The sequence below is a fragment of the Pseudomonas sp. YNh genome, assembly GCF_037993085.1.
Lineage (GTDB): Bacteria > Pseudomonadota > Gammaproteobacteria > Pseudomonadales > Pseudomonadaceae > Aquipseudomonas > Aquipseudomonas putida.
In genome coordinates, this window is the sequence record NZ_JBBMRJ010000005.1 from 59,556 (window position 1) to 83,480 (window position 23,925).

A 23,925-nucleotide genomic window follows, 5' to 3' on the forward strand; every position below is an offset into this window, starting at 1 on the left:
GTGCACCGCAGACAACAATCACAAGAAGGCCACGCCATGTCCCTGGTGCTGGAGCAAGTCAGCCGCAGCGTCGATAACCAGCCCTGGATCGTCGAGGCTTCGCTGCGTTTCGAGCCCGGTTCGTTCAACGTGCTGCTGGGCCGCACCCTCGCCGGCAAGACCAGCCTGATGCGCCTGATGGCGGGGCTCGACCGCCCGGACCAGGGCCGGGTGCTGATGGATGGCCAGGACGTCACCGGTGTGCCGGTACGCCAGCGCAATGTGTCGATGGTGTATCAGCAATTCATCAATTATCCGACCTTGAGCGTGTTCGAAAACATCGCCTCGCCGCTGCGCCAGGCGCGCATGGCCGAGGACCAGATCCGCCGGCGGGTGCAGGAAACTGCCGAGATGCTGCGCATTGAAACCTACCTGCAGCGCCTGCCGCTGGAGCTTTCCGGCGGCCAGCAGCAACGCACGGCGATGGCCCGGGCATTGGTCAAGGATGCCTCGTTGATCCTCTTCGATGAGCCGTTGGTGAACCTCGACTACAAGTTGCGCGAAGGCCTGCGCCAAGAACTGCGCGAACTGTTTGCGGCGCGTCATTGCATTGCCGTGTACGCCACCACCGAGGCCAACGAGGCGCTGGCGCTGGGCGGCACCACCACTCTCGTGCACGAAGGCCGGATCGTGCAGAGCGGGCCCACCACCGAGGTGTATCAGCGCCCGGGCAGTGTGCTGGCTGCCGAGCTGTTTTCCGAGCCGCCGATAAACCTGGTGGCGGGCCGTATCAGTGGCAACGAGGTGAGCCTTGCCCAGGCTGTACACTTTGCCCGCAATGCCGACTTGCAGCCGCTGGCCGAGGGCGACTACCGCTTTGGCGTGCGCCCCAGCCATATCACCCTGGTGCCGGCCCATGACGATGACCTGGAGCTGGCGGTGCTGGTGGAACTGGCAGAGATCAGCGGTTCAGAAACCTTCCTGCATGTGCGTAACGAATACTGGCGCATGGTCCTGCACCTGCCCGGTGTGCACGAATACCAGGTGGACACGCCCATTCGCGTGTTCATCCCCACGCACAAGCTGTTCGTCTTCGACAGCGCCGGGACGTTGGTGCAGGCCCCGGGGTTGCGCCAGGCAAGGAGAGGGTGATGGCCGAAATCCGCCTGCGCCAACTGGCGCACAGTTACAGCCGCCAGCCCGCCAGCGAGGCCGACTATGCCCTGCACGCACTGGATCATGTGTGGGAGCAGGGCGGTGCCTATGCCTTGCTCGGGCCATCGGGCTGCGGCAAGTCGACCTTGCTCAATATCATTTCCGGGCTGCTGACGCCGTCCCATGGCGAAGTGCTGTTCGACGGCAAACCGGTCAACCAGCTGTCACCACAGGCCCGCAATATCGCCCAGGTGTTTCAGTTCCCGGTGGTCTACGACACCATGACGGTGTTCGACAACCTGGCCTTCCCCTTGCGCAACCAGGGGCTGGATGAAGCCCGGGTGCGTGCCCGGGTGGAAGAAATTGCCGAGGTGCTCGACCTGGCGGGCGTGCTGCGCAAGAAGGCGCGCAACCTCAGTGCCGACGAAAAACAGAAGGTCTCCATGGGGCGCGGCCTGGTGCGCGATGACGTGTCGGCGATCCTGTTCGACGAGCCGCTGACGGTGATTGATCCGCACCTGAAGTGGAAGCTGCGGCGCAAGCTGAAGCAGATCCATGAGCAGTTCAATATCACCATGATCTACGTCACCCACGACCAGTTGGAGGCCTCCACCTTCGCCGACAAGATCGCGGTGATGCACGGCGGGCGCATTGTCCAGTTCGGCACCCCGCGCGAGCTGTTCGAGCGGCCGCGGCATACCTTCGTTGGCTACTTCATCGGCAGCCCGGGGATGAACCTGATCGACGTGCGTGCCAAGGCGGACGGGGTGGTGTTCGGTGATGTCCACCTGGCGCTGCCCGATGGCCTGCGCGAGCGCCTGGCGGCGACGGCGGGTGGGCGACTGCAGGTGGGCATTCGCCCGGAGTTCGTGCAGCTGTGGGACAGCCCGTTCGAGGGTGCCCACCCGGCACGCGTGCTGGATGTCGAAGACCTGGGCACCTACCGCATCGTCACCCTCGAACTGGGCGGTGTCGCGCTCAAGGCGCGGCTGGGCGAGGACCGCCCGTTGCCCGTGGAGCAGGCCTGGGTCAGCCTGCCGGCGCAGTGGCTGATGTTGTACGTCGACGATGTGCTGCTGGAGGCCGGGCCATGAGCAACAGGGTGCAGAACAACAAGGCCTGGTGGCTGGTGCTACCGGTGTTTCTGCTGGTGGCGTTCAGCGCAGTGGTACCGATGATGACGGTGGTCAACTACTCGGTGCAGGACATCTTCGACCAGTCAAACCGCTACTTCGTCGGTGCCGACTGGTACCGCCAGGTGCTGCGTGACCCGGCGCTGCACGATGCGCTGCTGCGCCAGTTCATCTACTCCGCCTGCGTGCTGCTGATCGAGATCCCGCTGGGTATCGGCATTGCCCTGACCATGCCGACCAAGGGGCGCATGGCCTCGGTGTGTTTGATCATCATGGCGATCCCGCTGCTGATCCCGTGGAACGTGGTCGGCACCATCTGGCAGATTTTCGGCCGTGCCGACATCGGCCTGCTTGGCGCCACCCTGGCCAAGCTTGGGGTCAGCTACAACTATGCCGGCGACCCGTTCGACGCCTGGCTCACCGTGCTGGTGATGGATGTGTGGCACTGGACCTCGCTGGTGGCATTGCTGTGCTATTCGGGGCTGCGCGCCATCCCCGACGTGTACTACCAGGCTGCACGCATCGACCGTGCCTCGGGCTGGGCGGTGTTCCGCCATATCCAGCTGCCCAAGCTGAAAAACGTGCTGCTGATCGCGGTGATGCTGCGCTTCATGGACAGTTTCATGATCTACACCGAGCCATTCGTGCTGACCGGTGGCGGGCCGGGCAACGCCACGACGTTCCTCAGCCAGACCCTCACGCGCATGGCCGTGGGGCAGTTCGACCTGGGCCCGGCGGCGGCGTTCTCGCTGGTGTACTTCCTGATCATCCTGCTGGTGTCGTGGCTGTTCTACACAGCCATGACCCATGCCGACAAGGACTAGGCCATGAGCACGCGCAAATCGCTGGCCCTGCTGCTGTACTTCTTCTTCCTGCTGGTGCCGATCTACTGGCTGCTGAACATGTCGTTCAAGAGCAATACCGAGATCCTGGGTGGCCTGACCCTGTGGCCGCAGGCGTTCACCCTCGACAACTACCGGGTGATCTTCACCGATGCCAGCTGGTACAGCGGCTACCTCAACTCGCTGTATTACGTGTGCCTGAACACGCTGATTTCGCTGCTGGTGGCGTTGCCGGCAGCGTATGCCTTCTCGCGCTACCGCTTCCTCGGCGACCGCCACCTGTTCTTCTGGCTGCTGACCAACCGCATGGCGCCACCGGCGGTGTTCCTGCTGCCGTTCTTCCAGCTGTACTCGTCGATTGGCCTGTTCGATACCCATATCGCCGTGGCCCTGGCCCACTGCCTGTTCAACGTACCGCTGGCGGTGTGGATCCTGGAGGGGTTCATGTCGGGGGTGCCTAAGGAAATCGACGAAACGGCCTACATCGACGGCTACAGCTTCCCGCGCTTCTTCGTGAAAATCTTCATTCCGCTGATTGGCTCCGGCATCGGCGTCACGGCGTTTTTCTGCTTCATGTTCTCCTGGGTCGAACTGCTGCTGGCGCGCACCCTGACCTCAGTGAACGCCAAGCCGATTGCTGCGGTAATGACCCGCACCGTGTCGGCATCAGGCATCGACTGGGGTGTGCTGGCGGCGGCGGGGGTACTGACCATCTTGCCGGGCATGCTGGTGATCTGGTTCGTGCGCAACCATGTGGCCAAGGGCTTTGCCCTGGGCCGGGTGTGAGGAGGGCAACGCATGGAGTGGATGGCCTGGACCCTGCCGACGGCGCTGTTCTTCGTCGCCGTTGGCGTGCTGCTGGTGGGCATGACCCTGCTTGAACTGCGCCGCCCCTGCGTAGCGCGACGGGGCTTCTTGCCGCTGGTCACCAGCCGTGGTGACCGCTTGTTCATCGGCCTGCTGGCCAGCGCCTACCTGCACCTGCTGGTGGTCGGCGTCAGCGACTGGCCCTTGTGGGTGGCCTCGCTGCTATCGCTGGCGTGGCTGGTGGTGGTGCTGCGCTGGGGCTGAGCGAGCGGCCCTGTGGGATAACTGAAACGGGAGATCACAATGTTCGATAACAAGCACAACAGGCGACATTTGACCCTTGCCGCGTTGCTGGTACTGGCCAGCGCGCATGGCGCTGCCTGGGCCGACGAGTACGAAGATGCAGCAAAAAAATGGATCGGCAGTGAGTTCAAGCCCTCGACCCTTACCCCTGAACAGCAACTGGCTGAATTGCAGTGGTTCATCAAGGCCGCCGAGCCGTTCCGTGGCATGAAGATCAATGTGGTGTCGGAAACCATCACCACCCATGAGTATGAATCCAAGGTGCTGGCCAAGGCCTTCAGCGAGATCACCGGCATCCAGCTGACCCACGACCTGCTGCAGGAAGGCGATGTGGTGGAGAAACTGCAGACGCAGATGCAGTCGGACAAGAACATCTACGACGGCTGGGTCAACGACTCCGACCTGATCGGTACGCACTTTCGCTATGGCAAGGTGGAATCGATTACCGACCTGATGGCCAACGAGGGCAAGGCCTACACCTCGCCGACCCTCGACCTGAAGGATTTCATCGGTATTTCCTTCACCACTGCGCCGGATGGCAAGGTCTACCAACTGCCCGACCAGCAGTTCGCCAACCTGTACTGGTTCCGCGCCGACTGGTTCGAGCGCCCAGAGCTGAAGGCTAAATTCAAGGAAAAGTACGGTTATGAGCTGGGCGTGCCGGTGAACTGGTCGGCCTACGAGGACATTGCCAAGTTCTTCACCGAAGACGTCAAAGAAATCGACGGCAAGCGCGTTTACGGGCACATGGACTACGGCAAGAAAGACCCCTCGCTGGGCTGGCGCTTCACCGATGCCTGGTTCTCCATGGCCGGTGGCGGTGACAAGGGCCTGCCCAACGGCTTGCCGGTGGATGAATGGGGCATTCGCGTCGAGGACTGCCATCCTGTGGGGTCCAGCGTGACCCGCGGCGGCGACACCAACGGGCCGGCGGCCGTCTATGCCACGCAAAAGTACGTGGACTGGATGCGTGCCTACGCGCCCAAGGAGGCCCAGGGCATGACCTTCTCCGAAGCCGGCCCGGTACCGGCGCAGGGCAACATTGCCCAGCAGATATTCTGGTACACCGCGTTTACCGCCGACATGACCAAGCCTGGCTTGCCGGTGGTAAATGCCGACGGCACGCCGAAGTGGCGCATGGCGCCTTCGCCGAAGGGGCCGTACTGGGAGGAGGGGATGAAACTGGGCTACCAGGACACCGGCTCGTGGACGTTCTTCAAGTCCACCCCCGAGAAGCAACGCCTGGCGGCGTGGCTGTATGCCCAGTTCGTCACCTCCAAGACCGTGTCGCTGAAAAAGACCATCGTCGGCCTGACGCCGATTCGCGAGTCGGACATCAACTCCCAGGCCATGACCGACCTGGCGCCCAAGCTGGGCGGGCTGGTGGAGTTCTACCGCAGCCCGGCGCGGGTGCAGTGGACGCCGACCGGCACCAACGTGCCGGATTACCCGCGGCTGGCGCAGCTGTGGTGGAGCCATATCGCCGAAGTGGCCAGTGGCGAGAAGACCCCGCAGGAAGCCCTGGACGGCCTGGCCCGCGACCAGGACCGCATGATGGAACGCTTGCAGCGCTCCAATGCCCAGGCGACCTGTGCACCCAAGATGAACCCGGAGAAAGACGCCCAGTACTGGTTCGACCAGCCGGGCGCACCGAAGCCTAAGCTGGCCAACGAAAAGCCCAAGGGCGAGACAGTCAGCTACACCGAACTGCTGAAGTCGTGGGAGGCGGCGCGCAAGTGATCGGCTGAGCACCGCGTTGATTTCTTCGCGGGCTCGGCCGCTCCCACAGGCACTGCACCGCTCTCAAGGGTTGGGGTGTTCCTGTGGGAGCGGGCAAGCCCGCGAAGAGGCCAGCAAGGCCAATGCATAAATCACAGGCAAAAAAAACGGCACCTGCCAGAGGTGCCGTTTTCGCATCACGCGCTATTACTTATGCAGCTCTTCCGCCGCATACAGCGTGTTTTCCAGCAGGCAGGCCCGGGTCATCGGCCCGACGCCACCCGGCACTGGGGTGATCCAGCCCGCGCGCGGCAGGGCGGTCTCGTAGACCACGTCGCCGACCAGCTTGCCGTCTTCCTGGCGGTTGATGCCCACGTCGATGACGATGGCGCCTTCCTTGACCCACTCACCCTTGACCAGGCCCGGCTTGCCGGCAGCCACGACCACCAGGTCGGCACGCCCGACATGGCCGGCCAGGTCCTTGGTGAAGCGGTGGCAGACGGTCACGGTACAGCCGGCCAGCAGCAGCTCCATGGCCATCGGGCGACCCACGATGTTGGAGGCGCCGACGATCACCGCATCCATGCCATACAGGTCCTGACCAGTGCTTTCCAGCAAGGTCATGATGCCTTTCGGTGTGCAGGGGCGCAGCAGCGGAATGCGCTGGGCCAGGCGGCCTACGTTATACGGGTGGAAGCCGTCCACGTCCTTGTCCGGGCGAATGCGCTCGAGCAGCAGCGAGGCGTCCAGGTGCTCCGGCAGCGGCAGTTGCAGCAGGATGCCGTCTACAGCCGGGTCGTCATTGAGGCGATCGATCAGCTCGGTCAGGGCCTGCTGCGAGGTTTCGCTGGGCAGGTCAAATGCCTGCGAAATGAAACCGACCTCTTCGCAGTCCTTGCGCTTGTGCGAGACATAGACTTGCGAGGCGGGGTCGGTGCCGACCAGGATCACTGCCAGGCCGGGCGTACGCAGGCCTTGCTGGCGACGCTCCACGACACGTTGAGCGATCTGCTTGCGCAGGCTGGCGGCGATCGCCTTGCCATCGATTAGGTGTGCAGTCATAGACGCGTGATTAACCATCGAGAAGGAAACAATAAAGAGCGCGTATTCTCGCACGACACGCGCCAAGGGCAAAGGCGGGTGGTCGGGCAAATCCCCTAACCCCTTAAATAATTTAAATTTTTTTGAAAAAGGTGTTGACGACTTTCGGGGTCGCCTATAAGATTCGCCGCACTTGTCGGGCACAGCCTAGCACTGGTTGGCTAAGTCGGGCAGAATGAGTGGTTTAGCAGTTACCTGTTAATGACTCGTTCGGTTAGGCTTCAAGCTTAAGCGCCCGTAGCTCAGCTGGATAGAGCATCCGCCTTCTAAGCGGATGGTCGCAGGTTCGAGTCCTGCCGGGTGCGCCATTAGGCAGCATGGGCAAGCAAGTAAGGTTGTAATGCAATATGGTGGGCGTAGCTCAGTTGGTAGAGCGCCGGATTGTGATTCCGGTTGTCGTGGGTTCGATTCCCATCGTCCACCCCATATTCTTCAAAGGCGCCTCGATAGCATCTGGCGCCTTTGTTTTAAGCGTTACGCGGACGTGGTGAAATTGGTAGACACACTGGATTTAGGTTCCAGCGGCGCAAGCTGTAAGAGTTCGAGTCTCTTCGTCCGCACCATGCTTCTGTAAAGCTGTACTGCAACACTGCAACACCGCAATATGGTGGGCGTAGCTCAGTTGGTAGAGCGCTGGATTGTGATTCCAGTTGTCGTGGGTTCGATTCCCATCGTCCACCCCATATTCCAGAAGAGGCGCCTTGATCGTGAGATCGGGCGCCTTTTTGTTTTGAATCTTGATTAGTAGATCCTCGCTCAGGCGGGGGCGCTCTCTGGTACCAGGCGCACCTCCACGCGCTGCCCGAGAGCTCGTGCTGCGCTGGCCAGGGTTGCCAGTGTCATGCCGGGATCGTTCTGATCCAGCGCGCGGTCAACCGCAGTTCGGCTTGTGTGCATGCGTTCGGCCAGTGCCTTCTTGGTGACTTTCTGCGCTTTCATGGCTTCGGCGATTTGCCAGGCGATCACACGTTTGAGGGCGGTTGCAGATACCGTTTCGGCAAGCTGCTCATTTGCCAGAAACTCATCGAAGTCGGTGCCGATGTGGGGGTTCATTGCTGGTGCCTCTCTATGGCGGCTTTGCGCTGCCTGGCGGTGGCCAGGTCCGGTGCTGGTGTTTTCTGGCTTTTCTTGATGAAGCCGTGAAGCAGGATCATGATGTTTCCCTCCACGGTAAAGAGAACCCGGGCGGTCTGGTTTACCAGGTTGACCCTTGCCTCCCATAAGCCTTTGTCCAGCTTTCTGACAATGGGCATGCCTGGCGGCCAGCCCATTTGTATTGTCTTGATCTCGCTGCCAATCAGGTGTTTGTCCGTGCGCTGGAGAGAAGTCAGCCATTCGCGCACGGGCTCATTGCCAGCTTTGGTGCGGAAGAAGCGGGCTTTCAGTGTTGGGTCGTTCCTGTCCATGGAAGTGTACCAAAAAAGGTGCTCCATTCAAGCCTGGGCTGGTCGCTCCTGCCATAGGGCTTTTCCTATGATGTTGTAGGGCTGTTGGCCGGATGAAAAATCAATGCGTGCCGCCCCTTGCAATCCTCTAGTGGCATCCCAATAAAAGCTGTTAGATTTCAGCCGGTTGAAACACCGGCCAGGTTGGCCGGCAGAGGAACAGCTCAATGATTGCAAAAGAATCCCGTCAGGCCCTGGCGCTACAGCGCTTTGCCGAGGCCAACCCGCAGCTGCTCGAAGAGATTCGTGAGCTGGATGCGCGCGAGCAGGCCCAGCAGATCGAGTGGGCATTCGAGGATGCGGCCGATGAGCAGGGCATTCAGCCCTGGGAGCTGGCGCTGCAATTGATTGCCGAAACCCCGGAACAGCTGCAGGCCATGCGCCTGGAGACGCACCGCGAGGTGGCCGAGGCGCTGGGGATGGGGTGGGAAGAATATTGCCAGTTCAACGAAATCGATCCTGAGTAATAAAGGAAGCGAATTCGCCACTGGCAGTTGTTTGACAAGGTATTTCGGCTGCAGGTCGCCCTGGGCGTCGTGCGGCCCTTAATTGAAGCAGGCTCGGCGGTAAGCCGTGCGGGCCTTGAAAGTTAATCGACCGGCGTGGTTTCCCGTCGTCCCGAGTGGGGTGACTTCTGCTGCGCGACTCACTAGAATGCTTGCCCTTGATTCTGGAGTCGGGCTAACGCCGGCTAACGTCTGTGCAACGAGGAATATCCATGCAAGTTTCTGTTGAAAACACTTCCGCTCTCGAGCGCCGCATGACCATCGCCGTTCCGGCCGAGCGCGTCGAGAACGAAGTCAACAAGCGTCTGCAGCAGACTGCCAAGCGCGCCAAGATTGCGGGCTTCCGTCCTGGTAAAGTGCCGATGAACGTGATCCGTCAGCGTTTTGAAGCTGACGCCCGTCAAGAGGCTTTCGGTGACCTGGTCCAGGCTTCCTTCTACGAAGCCATCGTCGAGCAGAAGCTGAACCCGGCTGGCGCCCCTGCTGTAGAGCCAAAGTCCTTCGAAAAAGGCAAGGACCTGGAATTCGTCGCCATCTTCGAAGTGTTCCCTGAGTTCACCGTTGCCGGCCTCGAGTCGATCAACGTCGAGCGCCTGAGCGCCGAAGTGGCTGACGCCGATCTGGACAACATGCTGGAAGTGCTGCGCAAGCAGAACACCCGTTTCGAGGCTGTCGAGCGCGCCGCGCAGAACGACGACCAGGTCAACATCGACTTCGTCGGCAAGGTTGACGGTGAAGTGTTCGCCGGTGGTTCGGCCAAGGGTACCCCGCTGGTGCTGGGCTCCGGCCGCATGATCCCGGGCTTCGAAGAAGGCCTGGTTGGCGCCAAGGCTGGCGAAGAGCGCGTTGTCAACGTGACCTTCCCAGAGGACTACCAGAACCTGGACCTGGCTGGCAAAGCTGCCGAGTTCACCATCACCGTCAACAGCGTTGCCGCCCCTGTGCTGCCAGAGCTGAACGAAGAGTTCTTCGCCCAGTTCGGTATCAAAGAGTCGACCCTGGAAGGCTTCCGCACCGAAGTTCGCAAGAACATGGAGCGTGAACTGCGCCAGGCGATCAAGACCAAGGTGAAAAACCAGGTCATGGACGGTCTGCTGGCCGCCAACCCGATCGAAGTGCCAAAGGCCCTGCTGGAAAACGAAGTCAACCGTCTGCGCGTGCAGGCTGTTCAGCAGTTCGGTGGCAACATCAAGCCTGAGCAACTGCCTGCCGAGCTGTTCACCGAGCAAGCCAAGCGCCGCGTAGTGCTGGGCCTGATCGTGGCCGAAGTGGTCAAGCAGTTCGAACTGAAGCCGGACGACGCCAAGGTTCGCGAGATGATCGAAGAAATGGCTTCGGCTTACCAGGAGCCTGAGCAGGTCATCGCCTGGTACTACAAGAACGACCAGCAAATGAACGAAGTGCGTTCGGTTGTGCTGGAAGAACAAGTTGTAGATACTGTTCTGCAGAAAGCGACTGTGACCGACAAGTCGGTCTCGTACGAAGAAGCCGTAAAACCAGCCGAGGCACCAGCCGAAGCCGAGTAATACGTTTTCTCTCGTAGGAAACCCCCACAAGCCAGCCTTCGCGCTGGCTTGTGCGTATTCAAGCCATGACTATTTGGGAGTGAGCGCAGGACATGTCCCGCAATTCTTATATTCAGCAGAGCTCTGACATCCAGGCCGCCGGCGGCCTGGTCCCGATGGTTATCGAGCAGTCCGCCCGTGGCGAACGCGCCTATGACATCTACTCGCGGCTGTTGAAGGAGCGAGTGATCTTCCTGGTGGGCCCTGTAGAAGACTACATGGCCAACCTGGTAGTGGCGCAGATGCTGTTCCTTGAGGCGGAAAACCCGGACAAGGATATCCATCTTTACATCAACTCCCCAGGCGGCTCGGTGACTGCAGGCATGTCGATCTACGACACCATGCAGTTCATCAAGCCGGACGTCTCGACCATCTGCATCGGCCAGGCCTGCAGCATGGGTGCGTTCCTGTTGACCGCCGGTGCCAAGGGCAAGCGTCACTGCCTGCCTAACTCGCGGGTGATGATTCACCAGCCATTGGGCGGCTTCCAGGGCCAGGCTACCGACATCCAGATTCACGCCCAGGAAATCCTCAGCATCAAGGCGCGTCTCAACGAGCTGCTGGCCTACCACACCGGCCAGGACCTCGAGACCATCCAGCGTGATACTGAGCGTGACAACTTCATGAGCGCCTCGCGCGCGGCCGAGTACGGCCTGATCGACTCGGTCTACGACAAGCGGCAACTGGCCTCCTGAACCGGGGTGTCAGAGCAGGTAGGCGCGGAAAGCGCCTACCTGCGGACTTGAAAAAGCCCGCAATTGCCTTCATCTTGTGTTGCAAGCCTACCGGATTGGATCGATCGAATGACTGACACCCGTAACGGCGAGGACAGCGGCAAATTGCTCTATTGCTCCTTCTGCGGCAAAAGCCAGCACGAAGTGCGCAAATTGATTGCCGGGCCCTCGGTATTTATCTGCGACGAGTGCGTCGACCTGTGCAACGACATCATCCGTGAGGAGGTGCAGGAAGCCCAGGCCGAGAGCAGCGCGCACAAATTGCCTTCGCCGAAAGAAATCAGCGGCATCCTGGACCAGTACGTCATTGGTCAGGAGCGCGCGAAGAAGGTGCTGGCCGTAGCGGTATACAACCACTACAAGCGCCTGAACCAGCGTGACAAGAAGGGCGACGAAGTCGAACTGGGCAAGAGCAACATCCTGCTCATCGGGCCGACCGGCTCGGGCAAGACCCTGCTCGCCGAAACCCTGGCACGCCTGTTGAACGTACCGTTCACCATTGCTGACGCCACCACCCTGACCGAGGCTGGTTATGTGGGTGAGGACGTCGAAAACATTATTCAGAAGCTGTTGCAGAAGTGCGACTACGACGTGGAAAAGGCCCAGATGGGCATTGTCTACATCGACGAAATCGACAAGATTTCGCGCAAGTCGGACAACCCGTCCATTACCCGTGACGTCTCGGGTGAGGGCGTGCAGCAGGCGCTGCTGAAGCTGATCGAGGGCACTGTGGCCTCGGTACCGCCGCAAGGTGGGCGTAAGCACCCGCAACAGGAGTTCCTGCAGGTAGATACCCGCAACATCCTGTTCATTTGCGGTGGCGCGTTCTCGGGCCTGGAAAAAGTCATCCAGGGCCGTTCCACCAAGGGTGGCATCGGTTTTGGCGCAGAAGTACGCAGCAAGGAAGAAGGCAAGAAGGTTGGCGAGTCCCTGCGTGAGGTCGAGCCGGATGATCTGGTCAAGTTTGGCCTGATTCCGGAATTCGTCGGCCGTCTGCCGGTGCTGGCTACCCTCGACGAGCTGGACGAGGCTGCGTTGATGCAGATCCTCACCGAGCCGAAGAACGCCCTGACCAAGCAATATGCCAAGCTGTTCGAGATGGAAAGCGTCGACCTCGAGTTCCGCAGCGATGCACTCAAGGCCGTTGCACGCAAGGCCCTGGAGCGCAAGACTGGCGCCCGTGGCCTGCGTTCGATCCTCGAAGGCGTGTTGCTCGACACCATGTACGAGATCCCTTCGAAGAAGGATGTCAGCAAGGTGGTGATCGACGAGAGCGTCATCGAAGGCACTTCGCAGCCGCTGATGATCTACGAGAACAGCGAGCCGCAAGCCAAGGCCGCGCCAGACGCCTGATTCAGGCAATGGCCGGTGACGGTTGCAAGCAAGATGGGGGCCTACGGGCCCCTTTCTGCTTTTCCTGCGCTAGCGCTTGTAATTTCCCAAGCGTGCCCCCACATTAGGTCCAAGCATCATTTCCACCGGTTTCCGGCCATAAGGCCGCTGTAGAGGCGAAATCATGAAGACCACCCTCGACTTGCCTCTTTTGCCATTGCGCGATGTCGTTGTTTACCCGCACATGGTTATCCCGCTGTTCGTGGGGCGCGAAAAATCCATCGAAGCCCTCGAGGCAGCGATGACGGGCGAAAAGCAGATCCTGCTGCTGGCCCAGAAAAACCCGGCCGACGACGATCCAGGCGAGGACGCCCTGTACCGTGTCGGCACCGTGGCCACTGTGCTGCAGCTGCTGAAACTGCCTGATGGTACCGTCAAGGTGCTGGTCGAGGGCGAGCAGCGTGGCGCGGTCGAGCGTTTCACCGAAGTAGAAGGGCACATTCGTGCCGAAGTCTCCCTGATCGACGAAACCGACGCCGCCGAGCGCGAGTCGGAAGTGTTCGTGCGCACGTTGCTGTCGCAATTCGAGCAGTACGTGCAGTTGGGCAAGAAAGTCCCTGCTGAAGTGCTGTCTTCGCTGAACAGCATCGAAGAGCCAGGGCGTCTGGTCGATACCATGGCCGCCCACATGGCCCTGAAGATCGAACAGAAGCAGGAAATTCTCGAAATTGTCGACCTGACCACCCGTGTCGAGCACGTGCTGGCGCTGCTGGATGCTGAAATCGACCTGCTGCAGGTTGAAAAACGCATCCGTGGTCGGGTCAAGAAGCAGATGGAGCGCAGCCAGCGCGAGTACTACCTGAATGAGCAGATGAAGGCCATTCAGAAAGAGCTCGGTGATGGTGACGAAGGCCACAACGAAGTCGAAGAGCTGAAAAAGCGCATCGAAGCCGCTGGCCTGCCCAAGGATGCCCTGGCCAAGGCCCAGGCCGAGCTGAACAAGCTCAAGCAGATGTCGCCGATGTCGGCCGAGGCCACGGTGGTGCGTTCGTACCTCGATTGGCTCGTGCAGGTACCGTGGAAGGCCCAGAGCAAGGTGCGTCTGGACCTGACCAAGGCCGAGGAAATTCTCGATGCCGACCACTATGGCCTGGAAGAGGTCAAGGAACGCATCCTCGAGTACCTTGCCGTGCAGAAGCGCGTCAAGAAAATCCGCGGCCCGGTGCTCTGCCTGGTCGGCCCACCTGGCGTGGGCAAGACCTCGCTGGCCGAGTCGATCGCTGCTGCCACAAACCGCAAGTTCGTGCGCATGGCTCTGGGTGGCGTGCGTGACGAGGCCGAGATCCGTGGCCACCGCCGTACCTATATCGGCTCCATGCCTGGCCGCCTGATCCAGAAGATGACCAAGGTGGGTGTGCGCAACCCGCTGTTCCTGCTCGATGAAATCGACAAGATGGGCAGCGACATGCGTGGCGACCCGGCTTCGGCACTGCTGGAAGTGCTCGACCCGGAGCAGAACCACAACTTCAACGACCACTACCTGGAAGTCGACTACGACCTCTCGGACGTGATGTTCCTGTGCACCTCGAACTCGATGAATATCCCGCCGGCGCTGCTCGACCGGATGGAAGTCATCCGCCTTCCGGGCTACACCGAGGACGAGAAGATCAACATCGCGGTCAAGTACCTGGTGCCCAAGCAGGTCAAGGCCAACGGCTTGAAGAAGGAAGAGCTTGAGGTCGACGTTTCGGCGATCCGCGACATCATCCGCTACTACACCCGCGAAGCCGGTGTGCGGGGCCTGGAGCGGCAAATTGCCAAGGTCTGCCGCAAGGTGGTCAAGGAACATACCGGGCAGAAGCAGGTCAAGGTCAAGGTGGCCAGCGAGCAGCTGGAGCACCTGCTGGGCGTGCGCAAGTTCCGTTATGGCCTGGCCGAGCAGCAGGACCAGATCGGCCAGGTCACCGGCCTGGCCTGGACCCAGGTGGGTGGCGAACTGCTGACCATCGAAGCCGTGGTCATCCCCGGCAAGGGCCAGTTGATCAAGACCGGCTCGCTGGGCGATGTGATGGTCGAGTCGATCACCGCCGCACAGACCGTGGTACGCAGCCGCGCCCGTAGCCTGGGGATTGCCGCCGACTTCCACGAGAAGCGCGACGTACACATCCACATGCCGGAAGGCGCCACGCCGAAGGACGGCCCAAGCGCGGGCGTGGGCATGTGCACCGCGCTGGTGTCGGCGCTGACGCAGATTCCGGTACGTGCCGACGTGGCCATGACCGGCGAAATCACCCTGCGTGGCCAGGTGCTGGCCATTGGCGGGTTGAAGGAAAAACTGCTGGCGGCACACCGTGGCGGCATCAAGACGGTGATCATTCCAGAGGAGAATGTTCGCGATCTGAAGGAGATTCCGGAAAATATCAAACAGGATCTTCAGATCAAACCGGTCAAATGGATTGACGAAGTCCTGCAAATTGCGCTGCAATACGCCCCGGAGCCCTTGCCAGATGTGGCTCCTGAGATTGTCGCGAAAGATGAAAAGCGCGACGGCGATGCTAAGGAAAGAATCAGCACGCATTAGTAGTTTTTGGCTGGGGGGCTTTTCTTGACAGTTTTTTCGGGCCCTTGCTATAAAGCGGCACGCTATTGTCATCAAGCCACCCAGCGCACGTTTCATAAGCTTTTCATTACATACTTAGAAACAAACTCAATAGAGAAATAAGGGGACTTAGAGTGAACAAGTCGGAACTGATTGACGCTATCGCTGCATCGGCTGACATTTCCAAAGCTACCGCAGGTAAGGCTCTGGACGCTGTGATCGACTCCGTAACCGGTGCCCTGAAAGCAGGCGACGACGTCGTTCTGGTTGGCTTCGGTACCTTCTCGGTAAAGGACCGCGCCGAGCGTACTGGCCGCAACCCGCAAACCGGTAAGGCGATCAAGATCGAAGCCGCCAAGGTTCCAGGTTTCAAGGCTGGCAAAGGCCTGAAAGACGCCGTCAACTAAGTCGTCTTTCAGCCGGACCTGGCTTTGCCGGGGCCGAGCACGCTGAAGGCGGGGCGCAAACGTTCCCGCCTGACACGTTTGCTAAGAAAAGGCGCATCCTCGGATGCGCCTTTCTTTTATCAGGATTCTACCCACGCTCCGCGGTTGTCGACGCAGTGGTACAGCCGTTTCTGGGGGACGCATGCTGCAAAATATCAGGGACAATTCACAAGGTTGGATTGCCAAGACCATCATCGGCCTTATCGTCGTCTTGATGGCGTTGACCGGTTTCGAAGCTATTTTCCAGGCCGCCACCCATAGCCAGGACGCCGCCAAGGTGAACGGGCAGACCATCAGCCAGAACGAGCTGGCCCAGGCGGCCGACATGCAGCGCCGTCAGTTGATGCAACAGTTGGGCAAGGATTTCGACCCAGCGCTGCTGGAAGACAAATTGCTGCGTGAAGAGGCGCTCAAGGGCCTGATCAGCCGCAAATTGCTGCTGCAAGGCGCCGAAGATGCCAAGTTTGCCTTCTCCGAGGCTGCGCTGGATCAGGTGATCCTGCAAACGCCGGAGTTCCAGGTGGATGGCAAGTTCAGTGCTGACCGTTTCGACCAGGTCATCCGCCAGATGGGCTACGGCCGCATGCAGTTCCGCGAGATGCTCGCCGAGGAAATGCTCATCGGCCAGTTGCGCACCGGCCTGGCGGGTAGCAGCTTTGTCACCGACCAGCAGGTCGATGCCTTCGCTCGCCTGGAGAAGCAGACCCGCGATTTCGCCTCCCTGACCTTCAAGGCCGACCCGGCCGCGGTCAAGGTCAGCGACGAAGAGGTCAAGGCGCATTACGAGCAGCACGCCAAGGAGTTCATGTCGCCTGACCAGGTGGTGATCGACTATATCGAGCTGAAGAAGTCGGTGTTCTTCGACCAGGTCAAAGTGACCGACGAAGAGCTCAAGGCCCAGTACGAGAAGGAAATCGCCAACCTCGCCGAGCAGCGCCATGCCGCGCACATCCTCATCGAGGTCAACGACAAGGTCACCGACGCCCAGGCCAAGGCCCGTGCCGAAGAGATCGAGCAGCGTCTGGCCAAGGGTGAAGACTTTGCCGCGCTGGCCAAGGAGTTCTCCCAGGACCCGGGTTCGGCCAACAGCGGTGGTGACCTCGGCTTTGCCGGCCCGGGTGTGTACGACCCGGCGTTCGAGGATGCGCTGTACAAGCTGCAGGACGGCCAGGTCTCGACGCCAGTGCGCACCGAGTTTGGCTATCACCTGATCAAGCTGCTGGGTGTGCAGGCGCCTGAAGTGCCGAGCTTCGCCAGCTTGAAGGACAAGCTGACCCGCGACCTGAAAACCCCGCTGGTCGAGCAGCGTTACGTCGATGCCAGCAAGCAGCTGCAGGATGCTGCCTACGAGGCTTCCGACCTGGCCCAGCCGGCCCAGGACCTGAACCTCAAAGTGCAGACCTCTGCAGCCTTCGGTCGCGAGGGTGGTGAAGGTATTACCGCCAACCGTTCGGTGGTGCAGGCTGCGTTCTCCGAAGAAGTGCTGGAGGAGGCTGCCAACAGCACCGCCATCGAGCTCGACCCGGAGACCACCGTGGTATTGCGCGTCAAGGAGCACCGCAAGCCGGAGCAACTGCCGCTGGAAGCGGTGGCCAGCAACATCCGCGAACACCTGGCCAAAGAGAAGGCGACTGCCGAGCTCAAGGCCAAGGCGGACAAGCTGATCGCCGGCCTGCGTGACGGTTCCATCGCAGCAGACAGCGTGCACGAAGGGCAAGGCTGGAAGGCCTATGAAGCAGTTACCCGTGGCGAGGACGGTATTGACCCGGCCGAACTGCAGGCGCTGTTCCGCCTGGGCAAGCCGCAAGCCAAGGGCAAGCCGGTGTATGGCAGCGTAGTGCTGCGTGACGGTAGCCTGGTGGTGCTGCAGCTCAAGGGCGTCAACGAAGGCGCTACCGCCACCGACGAAGAGAAGCAGCAGATCCGCCGCTACCTCGCGTCGCGTGCTGGCCAGCAGGACTTCGCGGCCTACCGCAAGCAGCTGGAAGCCAATGCGGATATCACCCGTTACTAAGGTGATCGCTGCATGAAGAAACAGGCCGCCTCGTGCGGCCTGTTTCGTTTCTGTCGCTTGTGCCGGCCTCTTCGCGGTTGCTACGACGCTTAGCGTTTCACCCCTTCATAGTTATCCAGCGTATCCCGCGCGATCTCCCGTCCCAACGCAATCAGCTCGGGAGCTTTGTAGAACTCGAAGAACCGGCAGACCCGCTTGGGCACGTTGATCAGCACATCCGGTGGATACCCGGCGATCTTGTATTGCGCCAGTGAGGTCTGCATGACCTCGAAGCTCTGGTTGATCAAGTCCAGCAGCGAAGCAGGCCCCACGTTGTCGATGATGAACGAGCCGGTCGCCGACTTCGGCGCGCCCTGGCGTTCCGGTGCCGCCGCCGGTTGCTGGCCTTCCGGGTCGGCGGCATCTGCCAGCCACGGGTTGGGCGGCGCCAGGCCTTCGGCGACTATTTCCTGTTCGATGCGCATCAACTCTTCCGCCGGCTTGCGCCGGAATGGCAAGCGAGAGCCCAATGAGCTCAGCAAGGAGTCAAAGCGCATCTTGAACGCCGCAGGGCGCTCGATCACCGGCAACTGGTACTGCTTCTGGTTGGTGGCGTTGAGGTTGACGGCGATGATCAGGTCGCAGTGGCTGGACACCACAGGCACAATCGGCAGCGGGTTGAGGATGCCCCCGTCCACCAGCATACGGTTGCCCTGCATCACAGGGGTAAACAGGCTGGGGATGGCCGCCGAGGCGCGCATGGCCTGGTGCAGGCAGCCTTCCTGAAACCAGATTTCCTGCTGGTTGGTAAGGTCGGTCGCAACCGCTGTATAGGGGATGCGCAATTGCTCGATGTTGATCTCGCCGACGATCTTGCGGATTTGCCCGAACACCTTGTCGCCGCGAATGGCGCCGAGACGAAAGCTGACGTCGACCAGGCGCAGTACATCCAGATAGTCGAGGCTCTCGATCCAGTTGCGATAGTCGCTCAGCTTGCCGGCAGCATAGATGCCGCCAACCACTGCACCCATGGAGCAGCCGGCAATGCAGGCAATGTCGTAGCCGCGCCGCTCGATTTCCTCGATCACACCGATGTGTGCATACCCCCGGGCTCCGCCCGAGCCCAGTACCAGTGCCACGCGTTTGCTCATGAATATTCCCCGTCCAGTGCAACCATGGTCCTACAATGCACCCATCACAGGCTGTGCTTCAATGTAGATCGCGCTGAGCTACTGTAATAAAACTGGCCGGGCACAGCCGGCCGGGCAGGGCACTTTTCAGCTGCCGGGGCGTCGAACAGCCACTGTTTTTTCCATTGAGGTATTACCGATGAAAGCCTGGATCTGCCTTCCACTGATTGCCTTGGCCCTTGCTGGCTGCGCGGGCAAGACGGCCTACCGTGACAGCTGCGCGACCCAGCTGGATGCCGCCTGGAAGGAACTGGACCTGGCCAAGGCCGAAGGCTTTGCCGGTGCAGTGAGTTACTCCAAGGCCTTGTCGCTGCTGACCGGGGCCAAGACCCAGCAGCAGTTCGAAGGTTACGAGAGCTGTACGCGCAAAGCCGAAAAGGCGCGCTTCTACATTCGTGAGTCGCGCGCCGGGCGCTGATCAAGGAGCGTCGTATGTCTGCCATGCTAGACCATGTAGTAGCCCAGATACTGGCCTTGCAGGTGCGCCTGATGGCCTGCCGCGAACGCCTGGCTGCCGATACCGACCGCGAAGCCTTGCACGACTTGCGCATCAGCCTGCGGCGCTTGCGCAGCCTGCTGCGGCCGCTGCGCGGGCTGCCTGGCGTGGAGCAGCTGGAGGGTGCCGCCAGCGCGTTGGGTACCCTGACCACGCCGCTGCGTGACCGGGAGGTGCTGGCAGCGGAGCTGATCGCGCGCGGCTATACCGCCGCCGGCCAGCGGCGCCTGGAAGGGCGTGGCAGGACCTTTGCCAGTGTCGCTGCCAGCCCGCAGCTGGCCCGGGTGCTGGCGATTGTCGACGCGTTTCCGTTGTTCCTGCGGGCGGCAGGCCGCGAGGGGCTGGTCAAGTCACTGGACAAACGCATTGACAAGCGCCTGGTCAAGCAATGGCGCAAGTTGCACGAAGCCTTGCAAGACCCCGCTCACGACCGCCACCGCCTGCGCTTGCTGATCAAGCGTGCGCGCTATGGCGACGAGGCCTACCCACAACTCGACCACGCCGGGAAGAAACTGCAGCGCCTGCTGAAAAAGGCACAGGGCGACCTGGGCAACTGGCATGACCGCCTGCAGTGGTTGCTGCAGGCACGCGAGCATGCTGACCTGGCCCCCTGCAAAGTCGCGTGGGAGCAAGAGCTGCACGAGGCCGAGCGCAAGTCGGATGTGACGCTGGATGCCCTGCTGCAGGCGCTGGCGCGTCGCTAGCCCGACAATTGACCGATATGCGGGCTGATCGCCCGGGGTTTGCTGGCTACGATGGGCAGACCTTTTCGCTGCGGGCAGGAGCCAGCCAATGAACTTCAACCAACTGCTAGAGGCCGTGCGGGGCAACCCGGATGCCGTCAGCATCCCGCCCAGCTGGGCCCAGGGCCGCGCCGCCTTTGGCGGGCTGATGGCGGCCATGGTCTACGAGGCCATGCGCCTGAAACTCTCCGACAGCCGCCCTGTGCGCTCGCTGGCCATCAGCTTTGTTGCGCCTGCGGCAGCAGATGTGCCAATTCGTTTCGAGGTGGAGGTGCTGCGTGAAGGCAAGGCGGTCAGCACCTTGCTCGGCCGCGCCGTTCAGGATGGCCAGGTGGTGACCCTGGTGCAGGGCAATTTCGGTGCAGGCCGGCCTTCGGTGGTCGAGGTGCCAGCGTTGCCGGCGATGGAAATGCCCGCACTCGACGACGCAGCGCCCGAGTTGCCCTATATCAAGGGCGTTACGCCTGAATTCATGCGCCATGTAGCCTTGCGTTGGGCAGTGGGTGGGTTGCCGTTCAGTGGTAATCAATCGCGCAAGATGGGCGGCTGGGTGCGCTTGCGGGATGTAGCTGAAGAGCAGGTCAATGAGTCGCACTTGCTGGCGCTGGTCGATGCCTGGCCGCCGAGCCTCATGCCGTTTCTCAAGCAGCCCGCAGCGGGCAGCACCCTGACCTGGACCATCGAGTTCATCCAGCCCACGGCGAAGCTGTCGACCCTGGACTGGTGCCGGTACTGCGTGGAGACCGAGCATGCGCGGGAGGGTTATGGGCATGCTGCTGCGGCGTTGTGGACGGCAGAGGGCGAGTTGCTGGCCCTGAGCCGACAGACCGTCACCGTGTTTGCTTGATCAATCTTGGGAGCGCTACGCGCTCCTTTCGCGACACAAGGCCGCTCCCACAAGGATCTCGCAATTTTCAGATTGCGCGTGATTCCTGTGGGAGCGGCCTTGCGTCGCGATTGGGCTGCAAAGCAGCCCCATGGCATCAATGGCGGTGTTTGTGCCGCTCCCGCCAGGCCTTCCACCAGGCCCCGCTCAGCACAAAGCGCGGAAAGGTGATGAACTGCTCCGTCAGCAAACGCTGCACGGCATCCTGGCGATTGGCGAACGGCTCAGGTTGTTCGGCCTCCAGGCGATGACCATGGCGCTGTAAGCCAAGGCCGGCAATCAGGGCGATCACGCCAACGGCAATCTGGCCCAGGTCCAGGCCGAACAGCCCCGACAGAATCAGCAGCGCGCCGAGAATGAACAGCGGCACCGCAATCAGGTGCAGCACCAGATTGGCCGGGTGGCGGTGGTTATTGTGGTAGCCGCGCCATTGCCAGGCGGGCAGGTTGGGCAGGCGTTTGCTCATGGGCATTTCCTCTCGGTCATGCTCAAAGCTTAGTGCGGCCCCCGGGCGGGGGCCAATCGAGGCTGGCTATGGTGACTATAGCTTGAGCTGGCCAATGGCCCTGTTCAGTTCGCCGGCCAGGGTCGCCAGTTCGCTACTGGTGGTTGCCGAGCCCACTGTCTGTTGCACGGTCTGTTCGGTGACATCGCGGATGCTGACCACGGCGCGGTTCATTTCCTCGGCCACCTGGCTTTGCTGCTCGGCCGCCACGGCAATCTGGGTATTGCTTTCGCGCATCTGCGCCACAGCACCGGTAATCTCCGCCAGCGCCTCGCCGGCCTCCTGGGCCTGGCGGACGCAATCGTCGGCCTTGTACGAGCTTTCCTGCATGAATTCCACTGCATCGCGGGTGCCCGATTGCAGGGCAGAGACCATGGTAGTGATTTCGTCGGTAGAGGTTTGCACACGCTTGGCCAGGTTGCGTACCTCATCGGCCACCACGGCAAAGCCTCGGCCCAGATCTCCGGCGCGCGCCGCTTCGATGGCGGCGTTGAGCGCCAGCAGGTTGGTCTGCTCGGCGATGCTGTGGATTACACCGACCACGCTGTTGATCTTCTGGCTGTCTTCGGCCAGTTGGCGAATCATTTCGGCGGTTTGCTGCACACCGCTGGACAGCCCGGAAATCGAATCCTGCACCCGGCTGACCACCTCTTTGCCGCTGCCGGCCAAGGTGTCGGCGGTTTGTGACAGGTCACGGGTGGCACCGGCATGCTGGGCAATGTGGTGCACCGTCGCCGACATTTGGTTGATGGCGGTAGCGGCCTGGTCAGTCTCGCTCTGCTGGCCGAGCATGCCGGTGCGTACGTTGTTCATGCTGGCAGCGAGGCGTGCGGCGCCCGAGTCCAACTGTGCAGCGGTGTGGGCGACGGTGCTGACCACGCGGTGGTAGGTGGCCTGCATGGCATTGAAGGCCCCGGCCATCTGGCCGACCTCGTCGCCGCAGGCCAGCGGCACACGGGCCGCCAGGTCGCCGGTCCTTTCCACGTGCAGCATCACATCCTTCAGGGTATTGAGCTGGCTGAGCAGGAAGCGGATCAGCAATTGCGAAGCGCCGAGCATGGCCAGCATCAGGATCAGCACGCATACCGCGTAGTTGCTGAAGCGCGCGAAGAATACCTGGCGCAGGCTTGGCGACTGGGCGAGCACGGCCACCTGTTGGTCGCCGTGGCGCACTACCTGCGCCCCGCGCAGCGGGTTTTCGCCGAGGATCCAGGCGCTTGGTAGCTCCACCCAGCCCTGGGCGTTGCGCAGGCTATCGAGTGCTTCACCGGCGAAAGCCGGCGTTTGCCCGGCCGACCAGCTGATGACGTTGTCCGGGCGCGGCAATGCTTGCCCGGCAGGCCAGGCAGCCAGCAGCTGGGCTTGCGCTGCCGCCTGCGCCTGCGCCGCTTCGGCGCGGGCGCGTTGCTCCAGGTGCACGGCATAGAGCACCAGCAGCAGGGTAGTGACAAAGGCCACCGCGTTGACGGCCCAGAATTTGTACTTCAGGGAAACATTGCTAAGCCAGGCACCCATGGGCAGGTCTTCTCTGAGTTGAGCGGAAACATTTTTGGCAAGGTGCCATCATTGTGCCTGCACCCGCTCAGCAAGATGTTGACCCATATCAACAGCCAGCGCGCAGGGCTCAAGGGAGCTGGAAGAACGCCCGCGCCGTCGCGGTGGTATGCGCCGCCGTGTGCTCGGCCGATTCGCCCCGATGCAGCGCCACTTCGCGCAGCACTTCCGGCAGAAACGCCGGCTCGTTGCGCCCGTTCTTCGGCTTGGGTCGCAGGCTGCGTGGCAGCAGGTACGGGGCATCGCTCTCCAGCATCAGCCGCCCTTCGGCAACGTTGCCCACCAGCGGGTGCAGGTGGGTGCCGCGGCGCTCGTCGCAGATCCAGCCGGTGATGCCGATGTGCAGGTCCATGTCCAGGTAGGCGAACAGTGCCTCGCGCTCGCCGGTAAAGCAGTGCACCACAGCGCCGGTAAGGTGGTCGCGGTAATGCTTGAGGATCGCCAGCAAGCGCTCGCTGGCGTCCCGCTCGTGCAGGAACACTGGCAGGCGCAGCTCTACGGCCAGCGCCAACTGGGCTTCCAGGGCTTGTTCCTGGAGTGGGCGAGGGGAGAAGTCACGGTTGAAATCCAGGCCGCATTCGCCCACGGCGCGCACGCGTGGTTCATTCAACAGCTGGCGCAACTGGCGCTCGCTGCCAGCATCCCAGGCCTTGGCATCGTGGGGGTGCACGCCCGCAGTGGCAAACAGGTGCTGACCGCTTGCGTCCAGCTGCTGGCACAGCTCCAGCGCCTGTTCACTGACTGCCAGGCTGGTGCCTGTCAGCACCATTTGTGTCACCCCGGCCTCAACGGCGCGCTCGACGATTGCCGCCTGTTGGTCGTGGAAACTGCTGTTGGTCAGGTTGACGCCGATATCGATCAGTTGCATGGTGCTATCTCGTGCCGCGGGGCG

General features: G+C 61.6%; 23 protein-coding genes and 4 tRNA genes. 20 read left to right on the forward strand and 7 right to left on the reverse strand.

Going from position 1 to position 23,925, the window contains the following annotated elements:
• The first annotated feature begins 36 nt into the window (after positions 1–36).
• The 6 genes from WF331_RS06105 to WF331_RS06130 are packed head-to-tail and all read left to right on the forward strand — an operon-like array spanning position 37 to position 5,959.
• Positions 37–1,131 (forward strand): ABC transporter ATP-binding protein, encoded by a 1,095-nt coding sequence (locus WF331_RS06105; RefSeq protein ID WP_049276855.1) that lies wholly within the window; start codon positions 37–39, stop codon positions 1,129–1,131.
• Entirely contained in the window at positions 1,131–2,228 is a 1,098-nt protein-coding gene (locus WF331_RS06110; RefSeq protein ID WP_114942344.1) for an ABC transporter ATP-binding protein, read from the forward strand. Before WF331_RS06105 ends, WF331_RS06110 begins: the two co-directional genes overlap by 1 nt.
• On the forward strand, positions 2,225–3,091 hold the full coding sequence (locus tag WF331_RS06115) for a carbohydrate ABC transporter permease (protein ID WP_284363840.1): 867 nt from the start codon (positions 2,225–2,227) through the stop codon (positions 3,089–3,091). The genes WF331_RS06110 and WF331_RS06115 overlap by 4 nt, the downstream gene beginning before the upstream one ends.
• Positions 3,092–3,094: 3 nt before the next feature.
• Positions 3,095–3,895, forward strand: a complete 801-nt coding sequence (locus WF331_RS06120) for a carbohydrate ABC transporter permease (protein WP_016500566.1) — start codon at positions 3,095–3,097, stop codon at positions 3,893–3,895.
• 12 nt (positions 3,896–3,907) lie between these two features.
• Positions 3,908–4,180: a DUF2160 domain-containing protein gene (locus WF331_RS06125; protein WP_016500565.1), complete on the forward strand. Its 273-nt coding sequence runs from the start codon at positions 3,908–3,910 to the stop codon at positions 4,178–4,180.
• A 39-nt stretch (positions 4,181–4,219) separates the two neighbouring features.
• Positions 4,220–5,959 (forward strand): ABC transporter substrate-binding protein, encoded by a 1,740-nt coding sequence (locus WF331_RS06130; protein ID WP_059395692.1) that lies wholly within the window; start codon positions 4,220–4,222, stop codon positions 5,957–5,959.
• A 186-nt stretch (positions 5,960–6,145) separates the two neighbouring features.
• Here the strand turns inward: WF331_RS06130 and folD are convergent, their stop codons facing one another.
• Entirely contained in the window at positions 6,146–7,000 is an 855-nt protein-coding gene (gene folD / locus WF331_RS06135; RefSeq protein ID WP_016500563.1) for a bifunctional methylenetetrahydrofolate dehydrogenase/methenyltetrahydrofolate cyclohydrolase FolD, read from the reverse strand.
• A 270-nt stretch (positions 7,001–7,270) separates the two neighbouring features.
• On the opposite strand from folD, the gene WF331_RS06140 reads away from it, so the two are divergent.
• The 4 genes from WF331_RS06140 to WF331_RS06155 all read left to right on the forward strand — a co-directional run bounded on the left by WF331_RS06140 (position 7,271) and on the right by WF331_RS06155 (position 7,722).
• A tRNA-Arg gene (locus tag WF331_RS06140) sits at positions 7,271–7,347 on the forward strand.
• 42 nt (positions 7,348–7,389) lie between these two features.
• Positions 7,390–7,465 (forward strand) — tRNA-His (locus tag WF331_RS06145).
• A 52-nt stretch (positions 7,466–7,517) separates the two neighbouring features.
• Positions 7,518–7,602 (forward strand) — tRNA-Leu (locus WF331_RS06150).
• A 44-nt stretch (positions 7,603–7,646) separates the two neighbouring features.
• Positions 7,647–7,722 (forward strand) — tRNA-His (locus WF331_RS06155).
• A 73-nt stretch (positions 7,723–7,795) separates the two neighbouring features.
• Here the strand turns inward: WF331_RS06155 and WF331_RS06160 are convergent.
• Positions 7,796–8,092 carry an XRE family transcriptional regulator gene (locus WF331_RS06160; RefSeq protein ID WP_016500562.1) on the reverse strand — a complete coding sequence of 99 codons (297 nt, stop codon included), beginning with the start codon at positions 8,090–8,092 and terminating at the stop codon, positions 7,796–7,798.
• A complete protein-coding gene (locus WF331_RS06165; protein WP_340622734.1) occupies positions 8,089–8,445 on the reverse strand; it encodes a type II toxin-antitoxin system RelE/ParE family toxin in 357 nt (118 codons plus the stop codon). Before WF331_RS06165 ends, WF331_RS06160 begins: the two co-directional genes overlap by 4 nt.
• 206 nt (positions 8,446–8,651) lie before the next feature.
• Here WF331_RS06165 and WF331_RS06170 point away from each other — a divergent pair, with 206 nt between their 5' ends.
• The 7 genes from WF331_RS06170 to WF331_RS06200 all read left to right on the forward strand — a co-directional run bounded on the left by WF331_RS06170 (position 8,652) and on the right by WF331_RS06200 (position 17,680).
• Positions 8,652–8,951: a DUF6388 family protein gene (locus tag WF331_RS06170; RefSeq protein WP_016500560.1), complete on the forward strand. Its 300-nt coding sequence runs from the start codon at positions 8,652–8,654 to the stop codon at positions 8,949–8,951.
• Positions 8,952–9,202: 251 nt separating this feature from the next.
• On the forward strand, positions 9,203–10,516 hold the full coding sequence (tig, locus tag WF331_RS06175) for a trigger factor (RefSeq protein WP_016500559.1): 1,314 nt from the start codon (positions 9,203–9,205) through the stop codon (positions 10,514–10,516).
• Positions 10,517–10,608: 92 nt separating this feature from the next.
• On the forward strand, positions 10,609–11,250 hold the full coding sequence (gene clpP / locus WF331_RS06180; RefSeq protein ID WP_012271562.1) for an ATP-dependent Clp endopeptidase proteolytic subunit ClpP: 642 nt from the start codon (positions 10,609–10,611) through the stop codon (positions 11,248–11,250).
• A gap of 108 nt (positions 11,251–11,358) precedes the next feature.
• Positions 11,359–12,642, forward strand: a complete 1,284-nt coding sequence (clpX, locus tag WF331_RS06185) for an ATP-dependent Clp protease ATP-binding subunit ClpX (protein ID WP_016485885.1) — start codon at positions 11,359–11,361, stop codon at positions 12,640–12,642.
• Positions 12,643–12,805: 163 nt separating this feature from the next.
• Positions 12,806–15,202, forward strand: a complete 2,397-nt coding sequence (lon, locus tag WF331_RS06190) for an endopeptidase La (protein ID WP_049276841.1) — start codon at positions 12,806–12,808, stop codon at positions 15,200–15,202.
• 152 nt (positions 15,203–15,354) lie between these two features.
• A complete protein-coding gene (locus WF331_RS06195) occupies positions 15,355–15,627 on the forward strand; it encodes an HU family DNA-binding protein (protein ID WP_016485887.1) in 273 nt (90 codons plus the stop codon).
• 181 nt (positions 15,628–15,808) lie between these two features.
• The gene (locus tag WF331_RS06200) at positions 15,809–17,680 is read left to right on the forward strand and encodes a SurA N-terminal domain-containing protein (RefSeq protein ID WP_049276840.1); all 1,872 of its coding nucleotides are present in this window, start codon (positions 15,809–15,811) and stop codon (positions 17,678–17,680) included.
• 89 nt (positions 17,681–17,769) lie between these two features.
• Here the strand turns inward: WF331_RS06200 and WF331_RS06205 are convergent, their stop codons facing one another.
• On the reverse strand, positions 17,770–18,810 hold the full coding sequence (locus WF331_RS06205) for a patatin-like phospholipase family protein (RefSeq protein ID WP_016500556.1): 1,041 nt from the start codon (positions 18,808–18,810) through the stop codon (positions 17,770–17,772).
• Between the two features lie 178 nt (positions 18,811–18,988).
• Here WF331_RS06205 and WF331_RS06210 point away from each other — a divergent pair, with 178 nt between their 5' ends.
• The 3 genes from WF331_RS06210 (at position 18,989) to WF331_RS06220 (ending at position 20,935) form a co-directional block, all read left to right on the forward strand.
• The gene (locus tag WF331_RS06210; protein WP_003250254.1) at positions 18,989–19,267 is read left to right on the forward strand and encodes a lipoprotein; all 279 of its coding nucleotides are present in this window, start codon (positions 18,989–18,991) and stop codon (positions 19,265–19,267) included.
• Positions 19,268–19,281: 14 nt separating this feature from the next.
• Positions 19,282–20,049 (forward strand): CHAD domain-containing protein, encoded by a 768-nt coding sequence (locus WF331_RS06215; RefSeq protein WP_016500555.1) that lies wholly within the window; start codon positions 19,282–19,284, stop codon positions 20,047–20,049.
• A gap of 88 nt (positions 20,050–20,137) precedes the next feature.
• Positions 20,138–20,935, forward strand: a complete 798-nt coding sequence (locus tag WF331_RS06220; RefSeq protein ID WP_016500554.1) for an acyl-CoA thioesterase — start codon at positions 20,138–20,140, stop codon at positions 20,933–20,935.
• A gap of 136 nt (positions 20,936–21,071) precedes the next feature.
• Here the strand turns inward: WF331_RS06220 and WF331_RS06225 are convergent, their stop codons facing one another.
• The 3 genes from WF331_RS06225 to WF331_RS06235 form a co-directional block, all read right to left on the reverse strand.
• On the reverse strand, positions 21,072–21,440 hold the full coding sequence (locus WF331_RS06225; protein ID WP_016500553.1) for an Mpo1-like protein: 369 nt from the start codon (positions 21,438–21,440) through the stop codon (positions 21,072–21,074).
• Positions 21,441–21,515: 75 nt separating this feature from the next.
• Complete coding sequence (locus WF331_RS06230) at positions 21,516–22,994, reverse strand: methyl-accepting chemotaxis protein (RefSeq protein WP_016500552.1); 1,479 nt, start codon at positions 22,992–22,994, stop codon at positions 21,516–21,518.
• Between the two features lie 109 nt (positions 22,995–23,103).
• A complete protein-coding gene (locus tag WF331_RS06235; RefSeq protein ID WP_016500551.1) occupies positions 23,104–23,901 on the reverse strand; it encodes a TatD family hydrolase in 798 nt (265 codons plus the stop codon).
• Between the last annotated feature and the right edge of the window lie 24 nt (positions 23,902–23,925).